The sequence below is a fragment of the Burkholderia anthina genome (assembly GCF_902498995.1).
In the GTDB taxonomy this organism is placed as follows: Bacteria; Pseudomonadota; Gammaproteobacteria; order Burkholderiales; family Burkholderiaceae; genus Burkholderia; species Burkholderia anthina.
This window is the reverse complement of the sequence record NZ_CABVLY010000015.1, coordinates 37,638-54,956: the sequence shown is the minus strand read 5'-3', so window position 1 is coordinate 54,956 and position 17,319 is coordinate 37,638. Positions and strand designations below refer to the sequence as shown.

Genomic DNA, 17,319 nt, shown 5'->3' with positions numbered 1-17,319 from the left:
AGCGGCTTCGACCAACCCGATCTCGCCGCTTCATGCGCCGCCATGCGCTCGTTCGCAGAGAAATGCGCTACAGAACGCGCTCCAGCGCGCTCGCGAACCGCGCAACCGCGGCATCGACATCATGCAGTTTGTCGAGACCGAACAAGCCGATCCGGAACGTCTTGAAATCCGCCGGCTCGTCGCATTGCAGCGGCACGCCGGCCGCGATCTGCATGCCGACGTCGACGAATTTCTTGCCGGAGCGAATGTCGTCGTCGTCCGTGTAGCTGACTACGACGCCCGGCGCCTCGAAGCCCTTCGCCGCCACGCTCCTGAACCCCTTTTCCGCCAGCAGCGCGCGGATGCGCGTGCCGAGTTCGAGCTGCTCCGCCCTCACCTTGTCGAAGCCGTACGCTTCCGTTTCCTTGATGACGTCGCGCAGCGTCGCGAGGCTGTCCGTGGGCATCGTCGCGTGATACGCGAAGCCGCCGTTCTCGTACGCTTCCATGATCTGCAGCCACTTGCGCAGATCGCACGCGAAGCTGGTGCTGGTCGTCGCATCGATTCGCTCGCGGGCGAGCGGGCTGAGCATCACCAGCGCGCAGCCGGGCGATGCGCTCCAGCCCTTTTGCGGCGCGCTGATCAGCACATCGACGCCGCTTGCCTCCATATCGACCCAGATCGTGCCGGACGCGATGCAGTCCAGCACGAACATGCCGCCAACCGCATGCACGGCATCGGCCACCGCGCGCATATAGCCGTCGGGCAGCATCATCCCGGATGCGGTTTCGACGTGCGGTGCAAAAACGAGATCCGGCTTGTGCTCGCGGATCGCAGCAACGACTTCGTCGATCGGGGCCGGCGCAAACGCGGCCTGCCTTCCCGATTCGACCGGACGCGCCTTCAGCACGATCGATTCGGACGGAATGCTGCCCATGTCGAAAATCTGCGACCAGCGGAAGCTGAACCAGCCGTTGCGGATGACCACACACTTCTTGTTCGTCGCGAACTGGCGCGCGACGGCTTCCATGCCGAACGTCCCGCTGCCCGGGACGATGGCGACCGCCTTCGCGTTGTAAACCTTTTTCAGGGCGGCGGAAATGTCGCGCATGACGCCCTGAAAGCGCTGCGACATATGATTGATCGACCGGTCGGTGTACACCACCGAATATTCGAGGAGCCCGTCGCGGTCGACATCGGGAAGTAATCCTGGCACGTTCGCCTCCGGTAAAGGATGAACCATGTGATGAGAGCGCGCGGTATTCATGGGTGGATACCGCTGCGCCCATGCAAAGCTGCGTTTTTGCTTGGACGACGACCGATTCTAACGAAAGCGACGGAAGGCGGGGGGCTGGGGGTTTTGTGCGGTGCGTGAAGGGGCGCTTTGGGGTGCTTTGGGGCGATCGCGTGTGTAGAGCGGCGGTGGCGCACCGACCGTGAAGCAACCGCGCGACGACCTGGCGGCGCGCTTCTCCGTCGATATGACTGATCGACTCGCAGGCACACGGTTTCGGTGAGCCGCGCCATTCACGACCGGCGCCCGCATGGGCGCTCAAGTGCCGACGTGACGCGGGCGTCGATACGCCCGAAACGTGTTCCGCGATCTGCCGTGCCCGGTTGCTTTCATCGCCGCGCTTGCAGTGCAGCAAAATGCGTGTCCTGTTGCCCGGGTGCGGCCCGTGCGATGATGCGCCATGACTGACATGAGAGATGGAATGACGACTACATTCGACGAGGCGACGACGGCGGCGATCGCCGCGTTTGCCCAATTGGATTTCTACACGGCGGTGCAAGCGATGCGCGCCGAGGCCGATTATGACCACGAACGAGACCAGTGGATCTCGCGCTATATCGACGAGCACGGCGGCGGCGAGGACGATGCAGCATACGACACGTTGCACGCACAGGCCCAGGCTACCCCGGAATACGCGCAGTTCGTCGATGCGGTTCGCCGGGAAATCCTGGAATACTTCGGCGTGACCGACGATCAACTGGACTGGATGGTCGTGCTGCGCAATGACGACAGCGATGCGCTTTGGGCGGAAGTCAACCGGCAGCGGAGCGCGCTGGGAACCGGCGAAGTGCGCGGAGATCTCTGATCATGGCTTGCCATCGGGGCCTCGAGCCGGGCTGGCCGCGATGCCGGCGGTCGTGTTCCTGCCGCCGCAGCCGCGCGTGACGGCGCGGGGAGACCGTGCCGCCGTTCAAGGCCCGCCTCAATACCGGTCGGACACCCCGTCTATCCCGCGCTCGTGCAGCGCGCGGACCAGCCCGGCACGCACGGTCGCAACGTCCGAAAACGCCGGCCGTCGATGTGCGGCAACTTCGGCCGCCGTATAAGGCTTGAAATCGCGCGGCAGCGCATCGCGGTTCATCGTCGTGAGCACCCAGTTGAGCACGTCGGCGAGATCCTGGTCGGACAGCGCCGAGTTCGACGCGCCGGGCACGCGCATCACGTACTCGCGCCCCGCCGGCAGATGCGTGAAATAGCCGAGCGAATTCGCGAGCGGCGGCACCTTGCCCGGGATGCCGCCGCCCGTCGCCGTATGGCACCCCATGCAGTTGAGCACCCAGTGCTGTCGCGCGAGCGTGGCGTCGGTCACGCCGTCGGCATGCGCGGGTACCGCCATCGCACCTGCGACACCCGCGACCGCCACCAGCCACGACGACAGACGGCGCCGCATGCGCGACGCAGTCACAGCCCCAGCTCCTTCGTCACGATCGCACGCTGCGCGTGCACGGCCGTTCCGTCCATCTCCTTCGCCCGCGCCGCGCGAATGTCTGCGGCGGTGAACGGCTTCGCGCCGCCGTGCTGTTCGTTGAGATCGAACACGACGTAGTTGAGCACGTTCGCGATATCGTCGTCGCTCGCGCTCGCAAACGACGGCATCTTGAAGTTGTAACTCTTGTCGTGCACCTTGATCTCGCCGAACATCCCGTGCAACAGCGTCGCCGTCAGTTGCGCACGCCCTGCGTCGGCCGTCGCGTACTTGCCCGGATACTCGGTCAGCGGCGGCGCAAGGCCGTCCTGCCCCTTGCCGCCCGCCTGGTGACACACCGCGCACTGCGCGTCGAACATGCTCTTGCCCGCCGGGTAATGGACAGTCTGCTGCGCGCCGGCGAAACCCGGTAACGCAAAACCGGCCGCGGCCGCCACGCATGCCACGACGATCTTTCCAGCTTGCTTCACTTTCATTGTTTTGCTGCTCCAAGCAGGACCGAAACCGAACAGTGGTAATTCGAATTGCCGTTCGCCATGCACCAGTTGATGTCGTTGTTCAGCGACAGCTTGTACAGCGGCTTCTCGCGCTCGTTGCGATTGCAGAAGCACTTGCCGCACGACGTCTTGCCGCAGCAGTCGTTGTACGACACGATGTAGTCCGAACCGTCATGCGGATTGCGGCAGGTGCCGATCCACGTGATCGGCGACGGTGTCGTGCCCGGCGGGCAACTGCTCGACGTGCCGCCGCAGCAGCTGCACAGCCAGCCGTCGATCGCGCAGTATTTCCAGTAATCGCAGCTCATCGGATCGTCGCTCGCGCCCGATGCGGCGGCGCCGGAAGCCGCCGATGCGGCAGACGCCGCATCGGCCGCATACGCGGTGCGATCGACGGGCAGGAGCGGCAGCATCGCCGACCCCACCAGCACCTTGCCGAGCTTCGCCATCGCGCTGCGCCGCGAACTGTGCTGCGCGACGCCGCGCGCCGACCGTTCGAACCATGAATCAAACAGGCCCATGTCGTTGTTCTCCGTTGACGTTGAAAGAGAGTCGGCCGATCACGCGTGCTGCGCGTGCTTTTCGTGGCCGCCGTGGTCGTGATCGCCGTGCACGAACTGCTGCAGCGACGCGACGCCACGCTCCTTCGCTTCGAACAGGCTCTCGAGATGCTCGCGGGTATTGACGAGGCCCTTCGCGCGCACGGTGCCGGCATCGTCGAGCAGCACCGCATACGGCAGCTTGCCGATCTGGTACGCAAGACCAAGCTCCTGCGACAGCACGTACGGGAAGCGCGCGAGGTTGTGCTTCTGCGCGAAGCGCATGTGTTCGTCGAGATCGCCGTCGCTCGCGAGCACGATGTTCACCGGCGTCGATTCGCTCGCCTGCAGCGACGGCAACAGCGGCAGCAGCTTCTTGCAGACCGGGCACGTCGGCGACAGGAAGAACAGCAGCGTGGCCTTGCCCGCCGCATCGATGCCGCCGACCTTCACCTGCGCGCCGCGAATGTCGGTCAGCTCGAACATCGGCGCGATCGCGCCGACTGCCGGCCCCTTGTCGATCATCAGCGCGCCGGCCGGCATGATGCGTTCGTACAGGATGCCGATCTGCCGGACGAGCGCGAGACAGATCGCGCCGAGCGCGAGAACGGCAACCCACAGCAAGGCGGTGGAAACGGTGAGAGCGGTTTGCATCATGAATTCCTCAGGTGGGAAAGGCGCGGTACGTTGGCGAGCAGCACGTCGACGGTGAGCAGCGCGCAGACGATCAGCAATACGGAATAAAACAGCGTCAGGTAGTCGAACCACACGACCGCGCGGCCGCCCGGTTCGACGAGCGCGGTCGCGGCCAGCGCGACGAGCAGCAGCACGCGCGCGACATGCGGCCAGCCGATGCCGCGCGGCGCATCCGCGCGCGTCGCGGCGAAACCGGAACAGCCGCAGTCGATGTCGGTATGGCCGCGCAGGATGTTGATCGTCATGCCGGCAGCGAACACGAGCAGCAACGCGATCAGGCCGAGCGCACCGGCCGTGCGCGTATCGGGAAACAGCAGCGCGGCCGCGCAGAGGGCTTCCGCGAGCGGAATGGCGAACGCAGCCGGCGCGGTGAGCGCATCGGGCAGCAGGCGATAGCCGGCGAGCGCCTGCCGGAACGCGGCGGGCCGGCGCATCTTCGCGAAGGCGCCGAGCAGCACGACGACGGCCGCGCCGGCCTGCGCGCTGGTGGCGAGTACGGGATCGAGCGTCATCGCGACCTCACGGGTTCACGAGCAGCGACGGCGTACTGCCGATCTGCTTCTCGACGTGCTGCAGCTTGCCGGTGCGCGCGTCCATCACGACGAGATCGGACGTGCCGGTCAGCCCGTAAAACAGCGGCTTGTCGTCGTCGCTGACCTGGATCGACACGAGCGGATCGACCTTCTGCTGCGCGAGATCCCAGCGCGCGACGCGCTGTTTCGTCTTCAGGTCGTACACCCACACCTGCGTGCCGGGGTCCTTATGCGAACCGTCGCCGCCCTTGTGCATCAGCACGTAGTAGCGGTGCTGCTTCGCCTGCACGGCGGTCTGCTGCATGCCGCCCGGCCGCCAGCCTTCCGCGCGCTCGGCATCGGTCACGAGCGACCACGACTTGCCGAATACCGGCTTGTCGCCGCTGAAATCGGCGCTGCGCACGTTGCCGTGGTACGTCGCGAACAGATAGCCGCCGTCGTAGCGCGACGCGTTCACGAAGGCCGGATCCCGGTCAACGTCGATGAACGCATCCGACATCGTGCGCTTCACTTCCTTGCCGTTCGCGTCGAGCGTGACGGTCAGCGCCTTGCCGCTTTCACACAGCGCGGTGAAGCGGTCGTTGCCCGACGGATACGCGAGCACGCACGCCGCGGTGTCGATTTCCGACAACACCTTCTTCGACACCGCATCGATCACCGTCACCGACGCGGCCGGCGTGATGTTCGCGACGTACAGCCGCTTGCCGTCCGCGCTGAACGCGGTGTTGTACGGCGATGGCACGTGCTGCCCGTGCTTCGCCGGAATCACGATCTCGCCCGTGTGATCGAGCGTTGTGTTGTCCGTCATCTCGACGACGTCGGTGCGCGTGCCGTGCGAGCCGCGCGAGAAATAGGTCGTCGCGATGAAACTGGTCTTGTGGTCCGGCGAGATCGCGAGGCCGGGCGCGAAGCCGCCGTCGATCTGGCCGAGCAGCTTCCTCGCGTCGGCGTCGTACACGTAGATGCGCCCGTCGGTCATCGTCGGCATCGCGATATCGACGACGTAGACCTCGTGCGGATGCCACGGCGGCATCTTCTGTACGACCAGCTCCTCGGGCTTTTCCGTCGCGTATGCGCTGCCGGCCCACGCCGCCGCGAACGCCAGCGTCGCCGCGCATGCCGCGGTTCGTCGCCTTGTTCTCATGTCGCCTCCAGTTGGAAATCACGTTATGTGGGGCGACTGTAGTTCGACAATAAATCCGCTCGACACCAGGACCGGCAACGCGTGCGTGCCGATTCGGGATATTGGAAAACCGCTTGAAAGCAACGTGGGACGCTCCCCTTCCGCCCCCTGAAAAACCCCATGCCGAATAGCGCTCGCCCGTATTGCGCCGACCGCTCGGTCGGTTTATTCTTGCGCCGTCCGAACGATCGCCGGAGGCGCCGTGCTCGTGTTTCACCAGATGTTCGACGACGCAGACCGGCATGCCGAGGCGTTGCGCGGCTGGGATCAGCGTTACGACCAGATCGGCTCCGGCTCGTATCGCAGCGCGGTCAAGCACGTGGAACTCGACGGCGTGCAGCTGTTCCAGGAAGCGGCGAACGTGCGCATCATCCAGCGCGGACAATTGCCGCCCGGCCATACGGTGTTCGGGATGCCGCTCACCGGCTCGGGCACCTTCGCGTTCGGCGATGCGCGCATCGAGCGCGGCACGCTCGTGATGGCGCGCGGCGGCTCGCCGTTCGAACTCCATTCTCCCGACGACATGTCGCTGATCGGCGTGGTCGTCGATCCCGGGCTGATGCAGCAGATCGAGGATGCGGCCGATGTCCGGGTGGACGAACGCACGCTGCGGCGCGGCGTCGTCGACGTGCCGGTCGCCGCGCGCGAACGCGCGAGCGTGCAGCTCGCGACGCTGCTCGAACGCGTGCTGGCGAACCCCGCTACGTTCGATGCGGCGCGGGCGCAGTGCGAGCTGCGCGGCAAAGTCGCCAACGTGCTCGTCGATCTCCTCACATACCGGATGCCCGAGCCGTCGAACCGCCTCACGCATGCATGCCACGCCGACATCGTGCGCCGCGTGCACGACTACGTGATCGAGCACCCGGAAGCCCCCGTCGACATCCTCAGCCTGTGCACGCAACTGCGCGTGAGCCGGCGCACGATGCAGAACAGCTTTCAGTCGGTCGCACAGACGAGCCCGCTGAACTACACGCGCTCGCTGCGTCTCGCGCAGGTGCGCCGCGTGCTGCTCGACACGCGGCAAGCCGATCTGCCGATCAGCGAAGCGGCCGCGCGCTGGGGCTTCATCCACCTCGGGCATTTCGCGAACGCGTACAAGGCGCAGTTCGGCGAACTGCCTTCGACGACCGCGCGCCGGTCGGTGCGCGGCTCGAAAACGCGCTGAGCGTCGGCAAAACCCGCGATAATGCCGTGTTGAACGTTCGGCTCGTGCGAGCCGGGCGCGGCGTGCGCGTGCCTGCCCGGTCGCGGCGCCGCGGCGCGCAAGGCGCGACGACCACCCGATTTCACCCCACGCCCCGATGCCAGAGGATTTCCACTTCCTGTTGCTGCCCGGCTTCTCCGCGCTCGGCTTCATGTCCGCAGTCGAGCCGTTGCGCGTCGCGAACCGCTTTCGCGCCGAGCTGTACCGCTGGCATGTGATCAGCGCGGACGGCGCGCCCGTAGCCGCGAGCAACGGGATCCCGGTCGCGGCCGAAGCCGCGTGCGCGGACGTCGCGCAAGTCGAGACGGTGTTCGTCGTCGCCGGCTTCGATCCGCTGGTGTGCTACGACCGCGCGCTCGCCGACTGGCTGCGCCGCCAGAACCGGCACGGCGCGACGCTCGGCGGGATCGACACCGGCAGCTTCGTGCTCGCGGAAGCCGGGCTGTTCGACGCGTCGCAAACGCTCACGCTGCACTGGGAAGCGCTCGCCGCGTTCCGCGAACGCTACCCGGAGCTGAACGCGACGCAGGAGCTGTTCGAAATCGACGACCGGCGCATCACGTGCGCGGGCGGCACCGCGTCGATCGACATGATGCTCGACCTGATCGGCCGGCGGCACGGCGCCGATCTCGCGGCCGCGATCTCCGAGCAGTTCGTCGTGAGTCGCATCCGGCAGCGTTCGGACAGCCAGCGGCTCGAGATCGCCGCGCGCTACGGCGTGCACAACCGCAAGCTGATCCAGGTGATCGGCACGATGCAGCGGCACATGGAGAATCCGCTCGGCTCCGATGCGCTCGCGCAGGACGTATCGATCACGCGGCGCCAGCTCGAACGGCTGTTCAGCGCGACGCTGAACGACACGCCGACGCGCTTCTACCTGAACCTGCGTCTGGACCGCGCGCGCGAGCTGCTGCAGCAGACCGACATGAGCATCACGTCGGTGTGCGTCGCGTGCGGTTTCGAGTCACCGTCGCATTTCTCGCGCACCTATCGTGCGCGGTTCGGCGTGAGCCCGCGCAGCGACCGGCGCGCGACGCATTGAGCGTGGCAGGCGAGCCGCGAGCGTCGCGCATTTCGCGGCACTGCGGCGCGCACGACATGCATCGCGTGCACCGCCCCTGCTTCAACCGCCGTACACGTCGAACCCGAAGTACTTCTTCTCGAGCGTCTTGTACGTGCCGTCCTTCAGCATGTCCGCAATCGCCTGGTCGATCTTCGCCTTCAAGTCCGCATCTTCCTTGCGCATCCCGATGCCCGTGCCCCGGCCGAAGATCTTCGGATCGTCGATCTCGCCGCCAACGAACTGGAAGTTCGCGCCACGCGGCAACGCCAGAAAGCCCAGGTCGGCGTGTACCGCGTCCTGCAGCGCGGCGTCGAGCCGGCCGGAGATCAGGTCCTGGTACACGGCGTCCTGGTTCTGGTACGACACGATCCGCACGCCCTTCGACGCCCAGTGGGTCTTCGCATAGGCTTCCTGGATCGTGCCCTGCTCGACGCCAACCGACTTGCCCCGCAGCGATTCCCCCGTCGGCAACAGCCCGGAACCCTTCTTCGCGACCAGGCGCGTCGGTGTCCTGAACAGTTTCGCGGAGAACGCGATCTGTTCGGCGCGCTGCTGTGTCATCGACATCGACGACAGCACGCCGTCGAATTTGCGCGCCTTCAACGCCGGAATCATCGAGTCGAAATCGCTTTCGATCCACACGCACTTCGCGCTCAGGCGGCGGCAAATCTCGTTACCGAGATCGACGTCGAAACCGACGACCTTGCCGCTGACGTCCTTCGATTCGAACGGCGGGTAACTCGCGTCGACGCCGAACCGGATCGTCGACCAATCCTTGGCCTGCGCGCCCAACGCGACGCCCGCCAGCACGGCGCCGAGCACGAGATGCTTCACGACATGGCCGCAAAAGGCGAACGGGCCGACGCGCGCCCGCCGGCCGGTCCACGCCGGTGCTGCCGCGACACGCCGCTCGGCGCTGTACGTCCGCGCCCCTGCGACGCTCGATGTGATCTTCGACAATCCGCTTTCCCCAATCATCTTCGGTACCTCCACACGTGTTTATCGTTTCCTGAAAACTTCTTCTTCCGCACGCCAACCCGCTCTCGCCGCCATTTCACCATTTCGGACGGGTGAATCGATTGGCCTCCCCGATACAGCGATCGGATCGGATCGGCTTGCTCCGCTCAAACGACGGCCTGAACCTGAATCTCGACGAGAATGTCGGCGGCGGCCAACCGGGATTCGACCGTGGCACGCGCCGGCGGATTTTCCCTGTCGACCCACGCCTCCCACGCATCGTTCATGGCTGCAAAGCCGTCGATTTCCGTCAGCCAGATGTTGGCGACCACGATGCTCGCCTTGTCGGTGCCGGCCATCTCCAGATAACCGTCGATCTGTTCGAGAATGTCCCTGGTCTGTGCGCCGACCCCGCCGCTACGGTCTCTTGCCGTCACGCCGGAGAGAAAGGCGAAGCCATTGGCCACGACAACCTTGCTGAGACGTTTGGTGACTTCGTGACGAACAATCATGCGTGTCCTCCTGTATGGATATTGCCGAGGTGGTTCGATCCCGAACGGCCGCCCGCGGAAACGCTCCGTCCGGACAGGATCGATGAAGCCGGATCAGATCGGCCGGTCGGCCGAAAACGGAACGAGGCGCGGATCGATCCGTCCGGATAGCAGCGATTCGGCGATCAACGCGCCGGTGTTTGCGGACCCCGTCAGCCCGAGATGACCATGCCCGGCCGCATACCAGAGCCCGGGATGGCGATCGGACGTGCCAATGAAAGGCATCGAATCGGGGCTGCAAGGCCGATTCCCCATCCACCGCGTTGCATGGCGGACATTCACGCCCGTCACGGCCGACGCCGCATCTTCGGCCAGGAACGTCGCGCGCCGATCGGTCGGCGACACGTCGGGATCGTCGATTTCCACGGTTCCGCCGATGCGAAGCCCGTCTCCCATCGGCGTCACGAACGCCTTCCGGTCGGCCAACGCAATAATCCGGTTGACCTTGACATTCGGACTGAGCAGATGCACGTGGTAGCCGCGCTGGCTGATCAACGGCAAACGGGTCAGCCATGGCTCGAGCAGGCTCCGCGCGTTCACGCCGGTCGCCACGATCACGTTCGCGCAACCGACATCGGTGTGGCCGTCGACGCGCACCGTCCATCCCTCCCCGCTTCGGTCGAGGCCCATGACGGTGCCATGAACGAACTGGCCGCCTCGTTCGCTCAGCGTGGCGAACAGGCGCCGGCAGTACTGGTACGGATCCTTCACCCATTTCTGGGTCGGCAGGAACATCCCCGCCCGGTATCTATCGCTCAGGGCCGGCTCGAGTTCCCGCATTTCCTGGCGGTCGATCCGCTTGCCGATCAATCCGCGCTCCTCGCGCAACCGCCACGACAACGCATCCTTGGCCAGGCTCTCTTCGTCCGGATACGCGTGCAGTTGCCCGCCGTCGCTAAGCAGATCGATTGCACCGATATCCGCCAGTATCGCGTGGTGCGCGTGCGACGATCCATGCAGCAGGCCCGCCAGCGAATCCGCGATCTCGATCACGCGCCGCTCGTTCGCGGATCGCACGAAAGACCGCAGCCACGGCGCGGCCTGCAGCGCATAGCCGGGCCGGATCTTCAGCGGACTGCGCGGATCCATGAGCATCCTCGGCGCCTTCCACGCAATGCCCGGCATGCCGATCGGCGTGACCGAATTCTCGGACAACGCGCCCGAGTTCCCAAAGGAACATCCGGTACCGGGGAGCGAGCGATCGATCAAAACCACCCTCAAGCCGGCCTTTTGAAGGGAATAGGCAATACAGAGCCCGACGATTCCGGCACCGACGACGGCGACCGAATTTGAACTGGAGTTCTTCATTGATCCTTTAATCTTCCACAAGCACGATTCCCGGGCTGGCGCCCACGCGCGGCCTGTCCGCGTCGCCCAGATTCCCGACCAGGCTCAAGAACGCGCGCCGCCGGCCGCCGTACGGCCCAACAGTCTCGTTTTTCGACGCCTGCATGCGGAAGCCCGGGGTTGATTCGAAGCAGACGGTTCACGCATATAACATAGGAATCCTTCCTTATTGAATGCCCTGCTGAAACTGTGCTCGAAGGCGACCATCCGGCAATGCCGTGCAATCAGCGCCGCCCGCGCCGCTCCAATTGATTGGAAACCAGGATGACGATCGTCATGAACCCCAGCAGCAGCGAAGCAGCCGCCGTCAGCGACGGATTCACGTTCAGCAACGCGTCGTCCCACATCAGTTTCGGCAATGTCTCGAATTGCCCGCCGGTGACGAAGAGTGCAACCGTCAGTTCGTCGAACGACATCACGAAAGCGAACATCGCCGCGGCAATCAGGCCGGACCGCAGGATCGGCAGCGTCACATGTCGAAACGTCTTGAGCTTTGTCGCGCCCAGCAACGAAGCCGCCTGGTCCAGCCGGACGTCGTAGTATTTCAGCAGCGACATCACGGTGATCACGACATAGGGGATATTGATGATCGAATGCCCGATCACCATCCCCGTGATCGTTCCGACCAGATTCATTCTCGAGAAAATATAAAACAACGCTATTGCGATAATGACGTGCGGCACGATCATCGGCGACAGCACGAACGCCAGCGCGACGGCTTTCCCCTTGAAGCGCTGGCGCATGATGAAGAACGCGACGGGCACGCCCAGCGTCATGCTGCATCCGGCCGCCAGCAGTGCAATCAGCCCCGATCTTCCCGCCGCCGCGAGCCATTGGCGCGACCCCAGGACCGCCTCGTACCACTGCAGCGAAAATCCGGACGGCGGCCAGTTGATGAAGTTGTCGCGGGTAAAGGACACCGGAATCACGAACAGCGCCGGCCCGCACAGAAAGACGATCATGATCAGCACGACGGCCCACAGGACACGGCGGCTGCCATTGCGCATCGGCGCATCCGGTTTCACCGGCCTCACCTTTTCACCGAGCAGATCGATCTTTTCGGCCAGAAACGCCATCCCCGCGACGAAGCAACCGCCGAGCCGGTTGCCCGCGCGCGCCAATACGCCGTCCGCATGCCGCGCCCCGCCCGACAGCGTGGACAGTCCGAACATCTTTTCGTAGATGAAGAAAATGACCAGCGCGGACAGAATGAACAGCAGACTGATCGCGCCGGCAAATCCCCAGTTCAGCATCTGGTTGATCTGGAAGATGATCAGTTGCGCGATCATCGTGTCGTTGGGCCCACCCAGCAGCGCAGGCATGACAAAGAATCCGATCGCGGTGATGAACGTGATCAGCCCGCCGGACGCCACGCCCGGCATCGAGAGCGGGAAATAGATCCGCCAGAACGACTGGCCGGGTCTTGCGCCCAACGTCCCGGCTGCTCTCGTCAGGTTGGGGTCGATGCTTTCCATGGTCGGCAGCATCGTCATGATGCACAACGGCAGGACGGCATGCATCATGCCGATCAACACGCCGGTGAAGTTGTAGATCATCTTGACCGGCATGTCGACGACACCGATCGCAAGCAGGAATTGATTGATGACGCCATGACGCCCGAGCAATACCATCCAGGCAAAGGTACGAACCAGAAAGCTCGTCCACAACGGCATCAATATCCAGACGATCAGCGAGTTCCTCGTGGAATTCCTGACCGTTGCCAGCAGAAACGCGACCGGATAGGCAAACAGCACCGTGAACAGCGTGACCCAGCCTGCCGTTTTCAGCGTGATCCAGAGCACGCGGAAATAGACGTCCCCCTGCCAGAGCCGCGCATAATTTTCGAGAGACAGGCGCCCCTGCGCGTCCATGAAACTCACGCCCAGCAACGCGCCTATCGGCATCGCGAAGAATACGCCCAGCAATACGAGCGCGGGAACGATCGGCCATGCGTTCAGGAATGGAAAGCGGATGCGAAGCGGCACCGGGACCCCGCCGTTCTTCCGCACCGACTTGCCCGAATCGAGCAACGAACTCATACGCCCTCCGCGTCATCGGCCGGAATGGCAACCGTCTGATCGCGCCGCCAGCCCACGCGCACCGGCTGCCCTCTATCGAAAGCCTGCTTCCGTTCGGTCGTCAGCTGCGTCGCTTTCACCGCCGTGCCGTTATCCAGCTCGATATAGAGCTTCGTCACGCTGCCCGTCAACACGCTGTCGACCACGATGCCTCTCAGGACGTTGTCCTCGTGCTCGCCGTCGGCCATCACTCTCATGCATTCCGGCCGCACGATCGCCGTCATGCGCGTTCCCCGTCGTGCATCGATACGCGTCGCCACCCTGATTTCGTCTCCTCCTGCCAGGAACAGGCCCGAACCGTTCCCGCCGGATTCCGCGACGACCGCATCGAGCAGATTGGACTCGCCGAGAAAGTTTGCGGCGAAAACGGTTCGCGGCCGGAAATAGATCTCGTCGGGCGTGCCGATCTGTTCGATCCGCGCGTTGTTCATCAGGCAGATTCGATCGGACATGACCATCGCTTCTTCCTGGTCGTGCGTCACATAAAGCACGGTGGTTCCCATGTTCTCGTGGAGGTGCTTGATCTCCAGTTGCAGCGCATCCCGCATCTTCTTGTCCAGCGCACCCAACGGCTCGTCCATCAGAATGATCGACGGGCCGTAGACGAAACATCGCGCCAATGCGATGCGCTGCTGCTGCCCTCCCGACAGCTCGCGCGGAAGACGTCCGGCCACGTGCGGCAACTGCACGGTTTCCAATACCTGCTCCACCCGCTGCCGAATCGCGTTTTCCGCAACCTTTCTCATCCGGAGCGGGAAGGCGACGTTGTCGAAGATCGTCATATGCGGAAACAGCGCATAGCTCTGAAACACCATGCCCAGATCCCGCTGAAAGGGCGGCAAGTACGTGGCCAGCTTGCCGTCGATCCAGATCTCTCCGCTATCGGGAGGGTTGAGGCCCGCGATGGCCATGAGCAGGGTCGTCTTCCCCGATCCCGACGGCCCGAGCAGCGTCAGGAATTCGCCCTCCTTCATTTCGAGGCTCGTTTCCTCGAGGGCCGTTACCTGGCCGTACGACTTCCGGACCTTGCTTGCCTTGAGCTTGTAAACCTGATTCACGTGTTTCCCCAGTGTGCGGCGTATTTCGATGCGTCCGCATCATTCATCGAAAGACCTTCCGACGTGCGTTTGACGGGCATCAGGCCAGCAGCCACGCGTTGAAGCGGTCGGTCGCCGCATCCTTGTTTTTCCCCCAATACTCCGAATTGGCCTGCAACATGTGCGCGAGCCTGCCGCCATGATTCGGCAGCATCGGCGCTCGATTCGGCTTCACGTACTGGAACGCTTCCGGCGAGGTCGGGCCATAGCAAACGTAATCGGTAAAGATCGCCTGTTGCCGAGGCTGCGCGCAAAACTCGATGAATTCCCGGCACATGTCCACGTTCGGCCCGCCCTTCAGGATCGAGAACCCTTCGTAGGTCCAGATTGCCTGGTTCCAGACCAGCTTGACCGGTGCGCCGCCGTCGATGACCACCTGCGCCCTGCCGTTCCAGATCGGCAGCATGTCGACCTCGCCGGTCTTCAGCATCTGTGCGGACTGGGCGCCGTTATCCCACCAGACACCGACATCGCGCTTGATCTGATTCAGCTTCCGGAACGCGCGGTCCACATCCAGCGGATACAGCTGGCCCGGCGCCACACCGTCCGCCATCAACGCTTCCTCGAGCGTGTCGAACGGATTCTTGCGCAGTCCTCTCAGACCAGGATAGCCCTTGATGTCGAAGAAATCCTTCCATCCGCTCGGCGGACGTTTGACGGTATCGGTGCGATAGGCAATCACCGTCGCAAAGATGTCGACGCCAAGGATGAAATCGGTCCGCATCTCCTGCGGAATCTTCCTTGCATTCGCGCCGAGTCCGTTTTTTCCGGCGATCGGGGCCAGGTAGCCCTGCTCGGCAAGCGCGAGGTGAGTCGACTTGCTGATGTGCGCCATGTCCCACTGATAATTCTTCGCGTCCACCATCGCCTTGATCATGCCGCTCGGCTCGGCCTCGGCAGGCAGTCCGACAACGGTAATGCCGGTAGCCTGCTTGAACGGCTTGTAGAACGCCTCGCTGAATGCCTGGGTAAAAGGTCCGCCAGGATCGCGCGTCACGATTTTCCGGTTCTGGCCCAGCACGATCGCCGGCGCCCCGAGTACGGCCGCGCCGGAAAGCGCGAGCGCACCCTTCATGACATGACGGCGCTGCCTGTCGATCCTGTTTGACGCCTTTTGTTCGCACATCGAAATTGTCTCCATTCCCATACCCCGCTCTCCCGAATGCCGGTAGCGTCAATGCCGAACCATCTTGGGTGGCTGGCCTGGCAAACGAAGTATTCGATGTCAAAACTAGAAGCACAAATCAATTATTTTTGTTGGCGTATAAGTCGGCCTTATACGCTATGATCGCCCCGCATGGAGAACGCACCGGGCGCGTCCGATATTTCCCCGGCGTGCGTGTGTCGCGAGCCACCGCCCGGCAACACGCGTGCATGCCGTAACCAACCAGGCTCGATGAAGGAGACAGCGTGCAGATACGCCAACTGAAAGTGCTGCGGACGGTCATCACGACGGGGACCACCACGCAGGCGGCCGAAATCCTGAATATCACGCAGCCCGCCGTCAGCAGCGTGATTTCCAATTTCGAACGTGAGCTCGGCTTCGCGCTTTTCGAGCGGACCAAGGGGCGCTTGACCCCCACCCCGGAAGCCCTTCGCCTTGCCGATGAAGCGGAAAAAACGATCTCCAGCTTCAATCGAATCTCGGAAATGGCTCGCGATCTTCGTGAAAACAAGGCGGGCAATCTGCGCGTCGCATGCCTCCCGAGTCTCGCGCTCGATTTTCTGCCGCGCGTGCTTTCGTCGTTTCTTGCCGACCGGCCGAAGATATCGTCGTCGCTGCAGATTCAGTCGTCGACGAAAGTCCGCGAGTGGGTGGCCTCGCAATACGTGGACGTCGGCATTGCCGAGTTGCCCGCCGACGATCCGATGATCGAATGGGAACCGCTGGAGATGCAGTGTGTGTGCGTGCTTCCGAAGGCACATCCGCTGGCGAAGAAGAAGGTCGTCACCCCTGTGGATCTGGACGGCGTTCCGTTCATCTCGCTCAACCAGGACCATATGACGTTCGCCCGTATCAGCAACGCATTCGATGCGGCCGGCGCGAAACTGACCATCCGGGTCGAAGCCGGCCTGTTTTCGCCGGCTTGCGTATTGGTGGCCGAGGGCGTCGGCGTTTCGCTCGTCGACCCCATCACAGCGAGGGCGCACGCCGGTCGCGGCATCGTTGCGCGCCCGTTCGAGCCGCCGATTCCGTTCAACATTGCACTCATGTACCCCGCGTATCGCCCGAGATCGCGCCTGGTCACCGAATTTGTCTCGATGCTCAAGGAAAGGCTGACCCACGACGCCTCATGAACGCGGCGCCATCGCTCCGGCCGGTGCTGTCGAAGTCGTCACCGCCGCGCGTTCCGCAACCGGGAATTCGCGTCGCAAGGCCGGTCCGCGCAGCGGGAACGGTACGCGCCGCGCTCGCCGCGCGGGCCCGCCCGGCGAGGTTCCCGCTCGCATGCCGCTAGAATCCCGGCTCGCCACCACTGAAACCGCCAGACTCCGCCATGACCGACTTCTCCCGCTCCGTCGACGACCTCTCGCCCGAACGCGTCACGACCGCGTTCGATCTTCCCGGCCACACGACCGTCCGCTCGCTCGGCGTCGCGCAGGGCATCATCGTGCGTTCGCGCTCGATCGTCGGCTCGTTCGGCGCGGCGCTGCAAACGCTGTTCGGCGGGAACATCACGCTGTATACGTCGCTGTGCGAGAAAGCGCGCCAGCAGGCCTTCGACAAGATGCTCGCCGATGCGCGCAAGCTCGGCGCGAACGCGATCGTCGCGATGCGCTACGACTCGACCGAGATCGGGACGGGCGTGACCGAAGTCATCTGCTACGGCACGGCCGTGCAGGTCGCGCGCGACACCGGCGTCTGACCATCAGC

At 64.1% G+C, this 17,319-nt stretch carries 18 protein-coding genes; 5 read left to right on the top strand and 13 right to left on the bottom strand.

From position 1 onward, the window contains the following. Positions 1-67: 67 nt before the first annotated feature. Positions 68-1,195: an aminotransferase class V-fold PLP-dependent enzyme gene (locus tag BME24068_RS19550; protein ID WP_174927082.1), complete on the bottom strand. Its 1,128-nt coding sequence runs from the start codon at positions 1,193-1,195 to the stop codon at positions 68-70. Positions 1,196-1,694: 499 nt separating this feature from the next. Between BME24068_RS19550 and BME24068_RS19545 the strand changes: the two genes are divergently transcribed. Further along, on the top strand, positions 1,695-2,078 hold the full coding sequence (locus tag BME24068_RS19545) for an ATP-dependent protease (protein WP_174927081.1): 384 nt from the start codon (positions 1,695-1,697) through the stop codon (positions 2,076-2,078). A 117-nt stretch (positions 2,079-2,195) separates the two neighbouring features. Here BME24068_RS19545 and BME24068_RS19540 read toward each other — a convergent pair whose 3' ends face one another. The 6 genes from BME24068_RS19540 to BME24068_RS19515 are packed head-to-tail and all read right to left on the bottom strand — an operon-like array spanning position 2,196 to position 6,108. After that, the gene (locus BME24068_RS19540; RefSeq protein WP_174927150.1) at positions 2,196-2,663 is read right to left on the bottom strand and encodes a c-type cytochrome; all 468 of its coding nucleotides are present in this window, start codon (positions 2,661-2,663) and stop codon (positions 2,196-2,198) included. Positions 2,664-2,674: 11 nt separating this feature from the next. Continuing rightward, on the bottom strand, positions 2,675-3,175 hold the full coding sequence (locus BME24068_RS19535) for a c-type cytochrome (RefSeq protein ID WP_174927080.1): 501 nt from the start codon (positions 3,173-3,175) through the stop codon (positions 2,675-2,677). Further along, positions 3,172-3,717, bottom strand: a complete 546-nt coding sequence (locus tag BME24068_RS19530) for a methylamine dehydrogenase light chain (RefSeq protein WP_174927079.1) — start codon at positions 3,715-3,717, stop codon at positions 3,172-3,174. The genes BME24068_RS19535 and BME24068_RS19530 overlap by 4 nt, the downstream gene beginning before the upstream one ends. A 39-nt stretch (positions 3,718-3,756) precedes the next feature. Beyond that, a complete protein-coding gene (mauD, locus tag BME24068_RS19525; RefSeq protein ID WP_174927078.1) occupies positions 3,757-4,392 on the bottom strand; it encodes a methylamine dehydrogenase accessory protein MauD in 636 nt (211 codons plus the stop codon). Next, positions 4,389-4,943 (bottom strand): MauE/DoxX family redox-associated membrane protein, encoded by a 555-nt coding sequence (locus BME24068_RS19520; protein ID WP_174927077.1) that lies wholly within the window; start codon positions 4,941-4,943, stop codon positions 4,389-4,391. The genes mauD and BME24068_RS19520 overlap by 4 nt, the downstream gene beginning before the upstream one ends. A gap of 7 nt (positions 4,944-4,950) precedes the next feature. Next, the gene (locus BME24068_RS19515) at positions 4,951-6,108 is read right to left on the bottom strand and encodes an amine dehydrogenase large subunit (protein ID WP_174927076.1); all 1,158 of its coding nucleotides are present in this window, start codon (positions 6,106-6,108) and stop codon (positions 4,951-4,953) included. Between the two features lie 241 nt (positions 6,109-6,349). Here BME24068_RS19515 and BME24068_RS19510 point away from each other — a divergent pair, with 241 nt between their 5' ends. Then, complete coding sequence (locus BME24068_RS19510; protein WP_174927075.1) at positions 6,350-7,312, top strand: helix-turn-helix domain-containing protein; 963 nt, start codon at positions 6,350-6,352, stop codon at positions 7,310-7,312. Positions 7,313-7,448: 136 nt separating this feature from the next. After that, on the top strand, positions 7,449-8,393 hold the full coding sequence (locus BME24068_RS19505; RefSeq protein ID WP_174927074.1) for a GlxA family transcriptional regulator: 945 nt from the start codon (positions 7,449-7,451) through the stop codon (positions 8,391-8,393). A gap of 81 nt (positions 8,394-8,474) precedes the next feature. On the opposite strand, the gene BME24068_RS19500 is transcribed toward BME24068_RS19505, so the two are convergent. The 6 genes from BME24068_RS19500 to BME24068_RS19475 form a co-directional block, all read right to left on the bottom strand. Further along, positions 8,475-9,248 (bottom strand): ABC transporter substrate-binding protein, encoded by a 774-nt coding sequence (locus BME24068_RS19500; protein ID WP_143331647.1) that lies wholly within the window; start codon positions 9,246-9,248, stop codon positions 8,475-8,477. A 290-nt stretch (positions 9,249-9,538) separates the two neighbouring features. Further along, complete coding sequence (locus BME24068_RS19495) at positions 9,539-9,883, bottom strand: RidA family protein (protein ID WP_096501794.1); 345 nt, start codon at positions 9,881-9,883, stop codon at positions 9,539-9,541. Between the two features lie 93 nt (positions 9,884-9,976). Continuing rightward, positions 9,977-11,230, bottom strand: a complete 1,254-nt coding sequence (locus BME24068_RS19490; RefSeq protein WP_174927073.1) for an NAD(P)/FAD-dependent oxidoreductase — start codon at positions 11,228-11,230, stop codon at positions 9,977-9,979. Positions 11,231-11,493: 263 nt separating this feature from the next. Next, positions 11,494-13,308: an ABC transporter permease subunit gene (locus tag BME24068_RS19485; RefSeq protein WP_096501798.1), complete on the bottom strand. Its 1,815-nt coding sequence runs from the start codon at positions 13,306-13,308 to the stop codon at positions 11,494-11,496. After that, positions 13,305-14,405, bottom strand: a complete 1,101-nt coding sequence (locus tag BME24068_RS19480) for an ABC transporter ATP-binding protein (RefSeq protein WP_244110700.1) — start codon at positions 14,403-14,405, stop codon at positions 13,305-13,307. The genes BME24068_RS19485 and BME24068_RS19480 overlap by 4 nt, the downstream gene beginning before the upstream one ends. A 79-nt stretch (positions 14,406-14,484) precedes the next feature. After that, positions 14,485-15,570 carry an ABC transporter substrate-binding protein gene (locus BME24068_RS19475; protein WP_174927072.1) on the bottom strand — a complete coding sequence of 362 codons (1,086 nt, stop codon included), beginning with the start codon at positions 15,568-15,570 and terminating at the stop codon, positions 14,485-14,487. A 284-nt stretch (positions 15,571-15,854) separates the two neighbouring features. Between BME24068_RS19475 and BME24068_RS19470 the strand changes: the two genes are divergently transcribed. Both BME24068_RS19470 and BME24068_RS19465 read left to right on the top strand, forming a co-directional pair. Then, positions 15,855-16,742, top strand: a complete 888-nt coding sequence (locus BME24068_RS19470; RefSeq protein ID WP_096501802.1) for a LysR family transcriptional regulator — start codon at positions 15,855-15,857, stop codon at positions 16,740-16,742. A gap of 200 nt (positions 16,743-16,942) precedes the next feature. Further along, the gene (locus BME24068_RS19465; protein WP_174927071.1) at positions 16,943-17,311 is read left to right on the top strand and encodes a YbjQ family protein; all 369 of its coding nucleotides are present in this window, start codon (positions 16,943-16,945) and stop codon (positions 17,309-17,311) included. Positions 17,312-17,319: the final 8 nt, after the last annotated feature.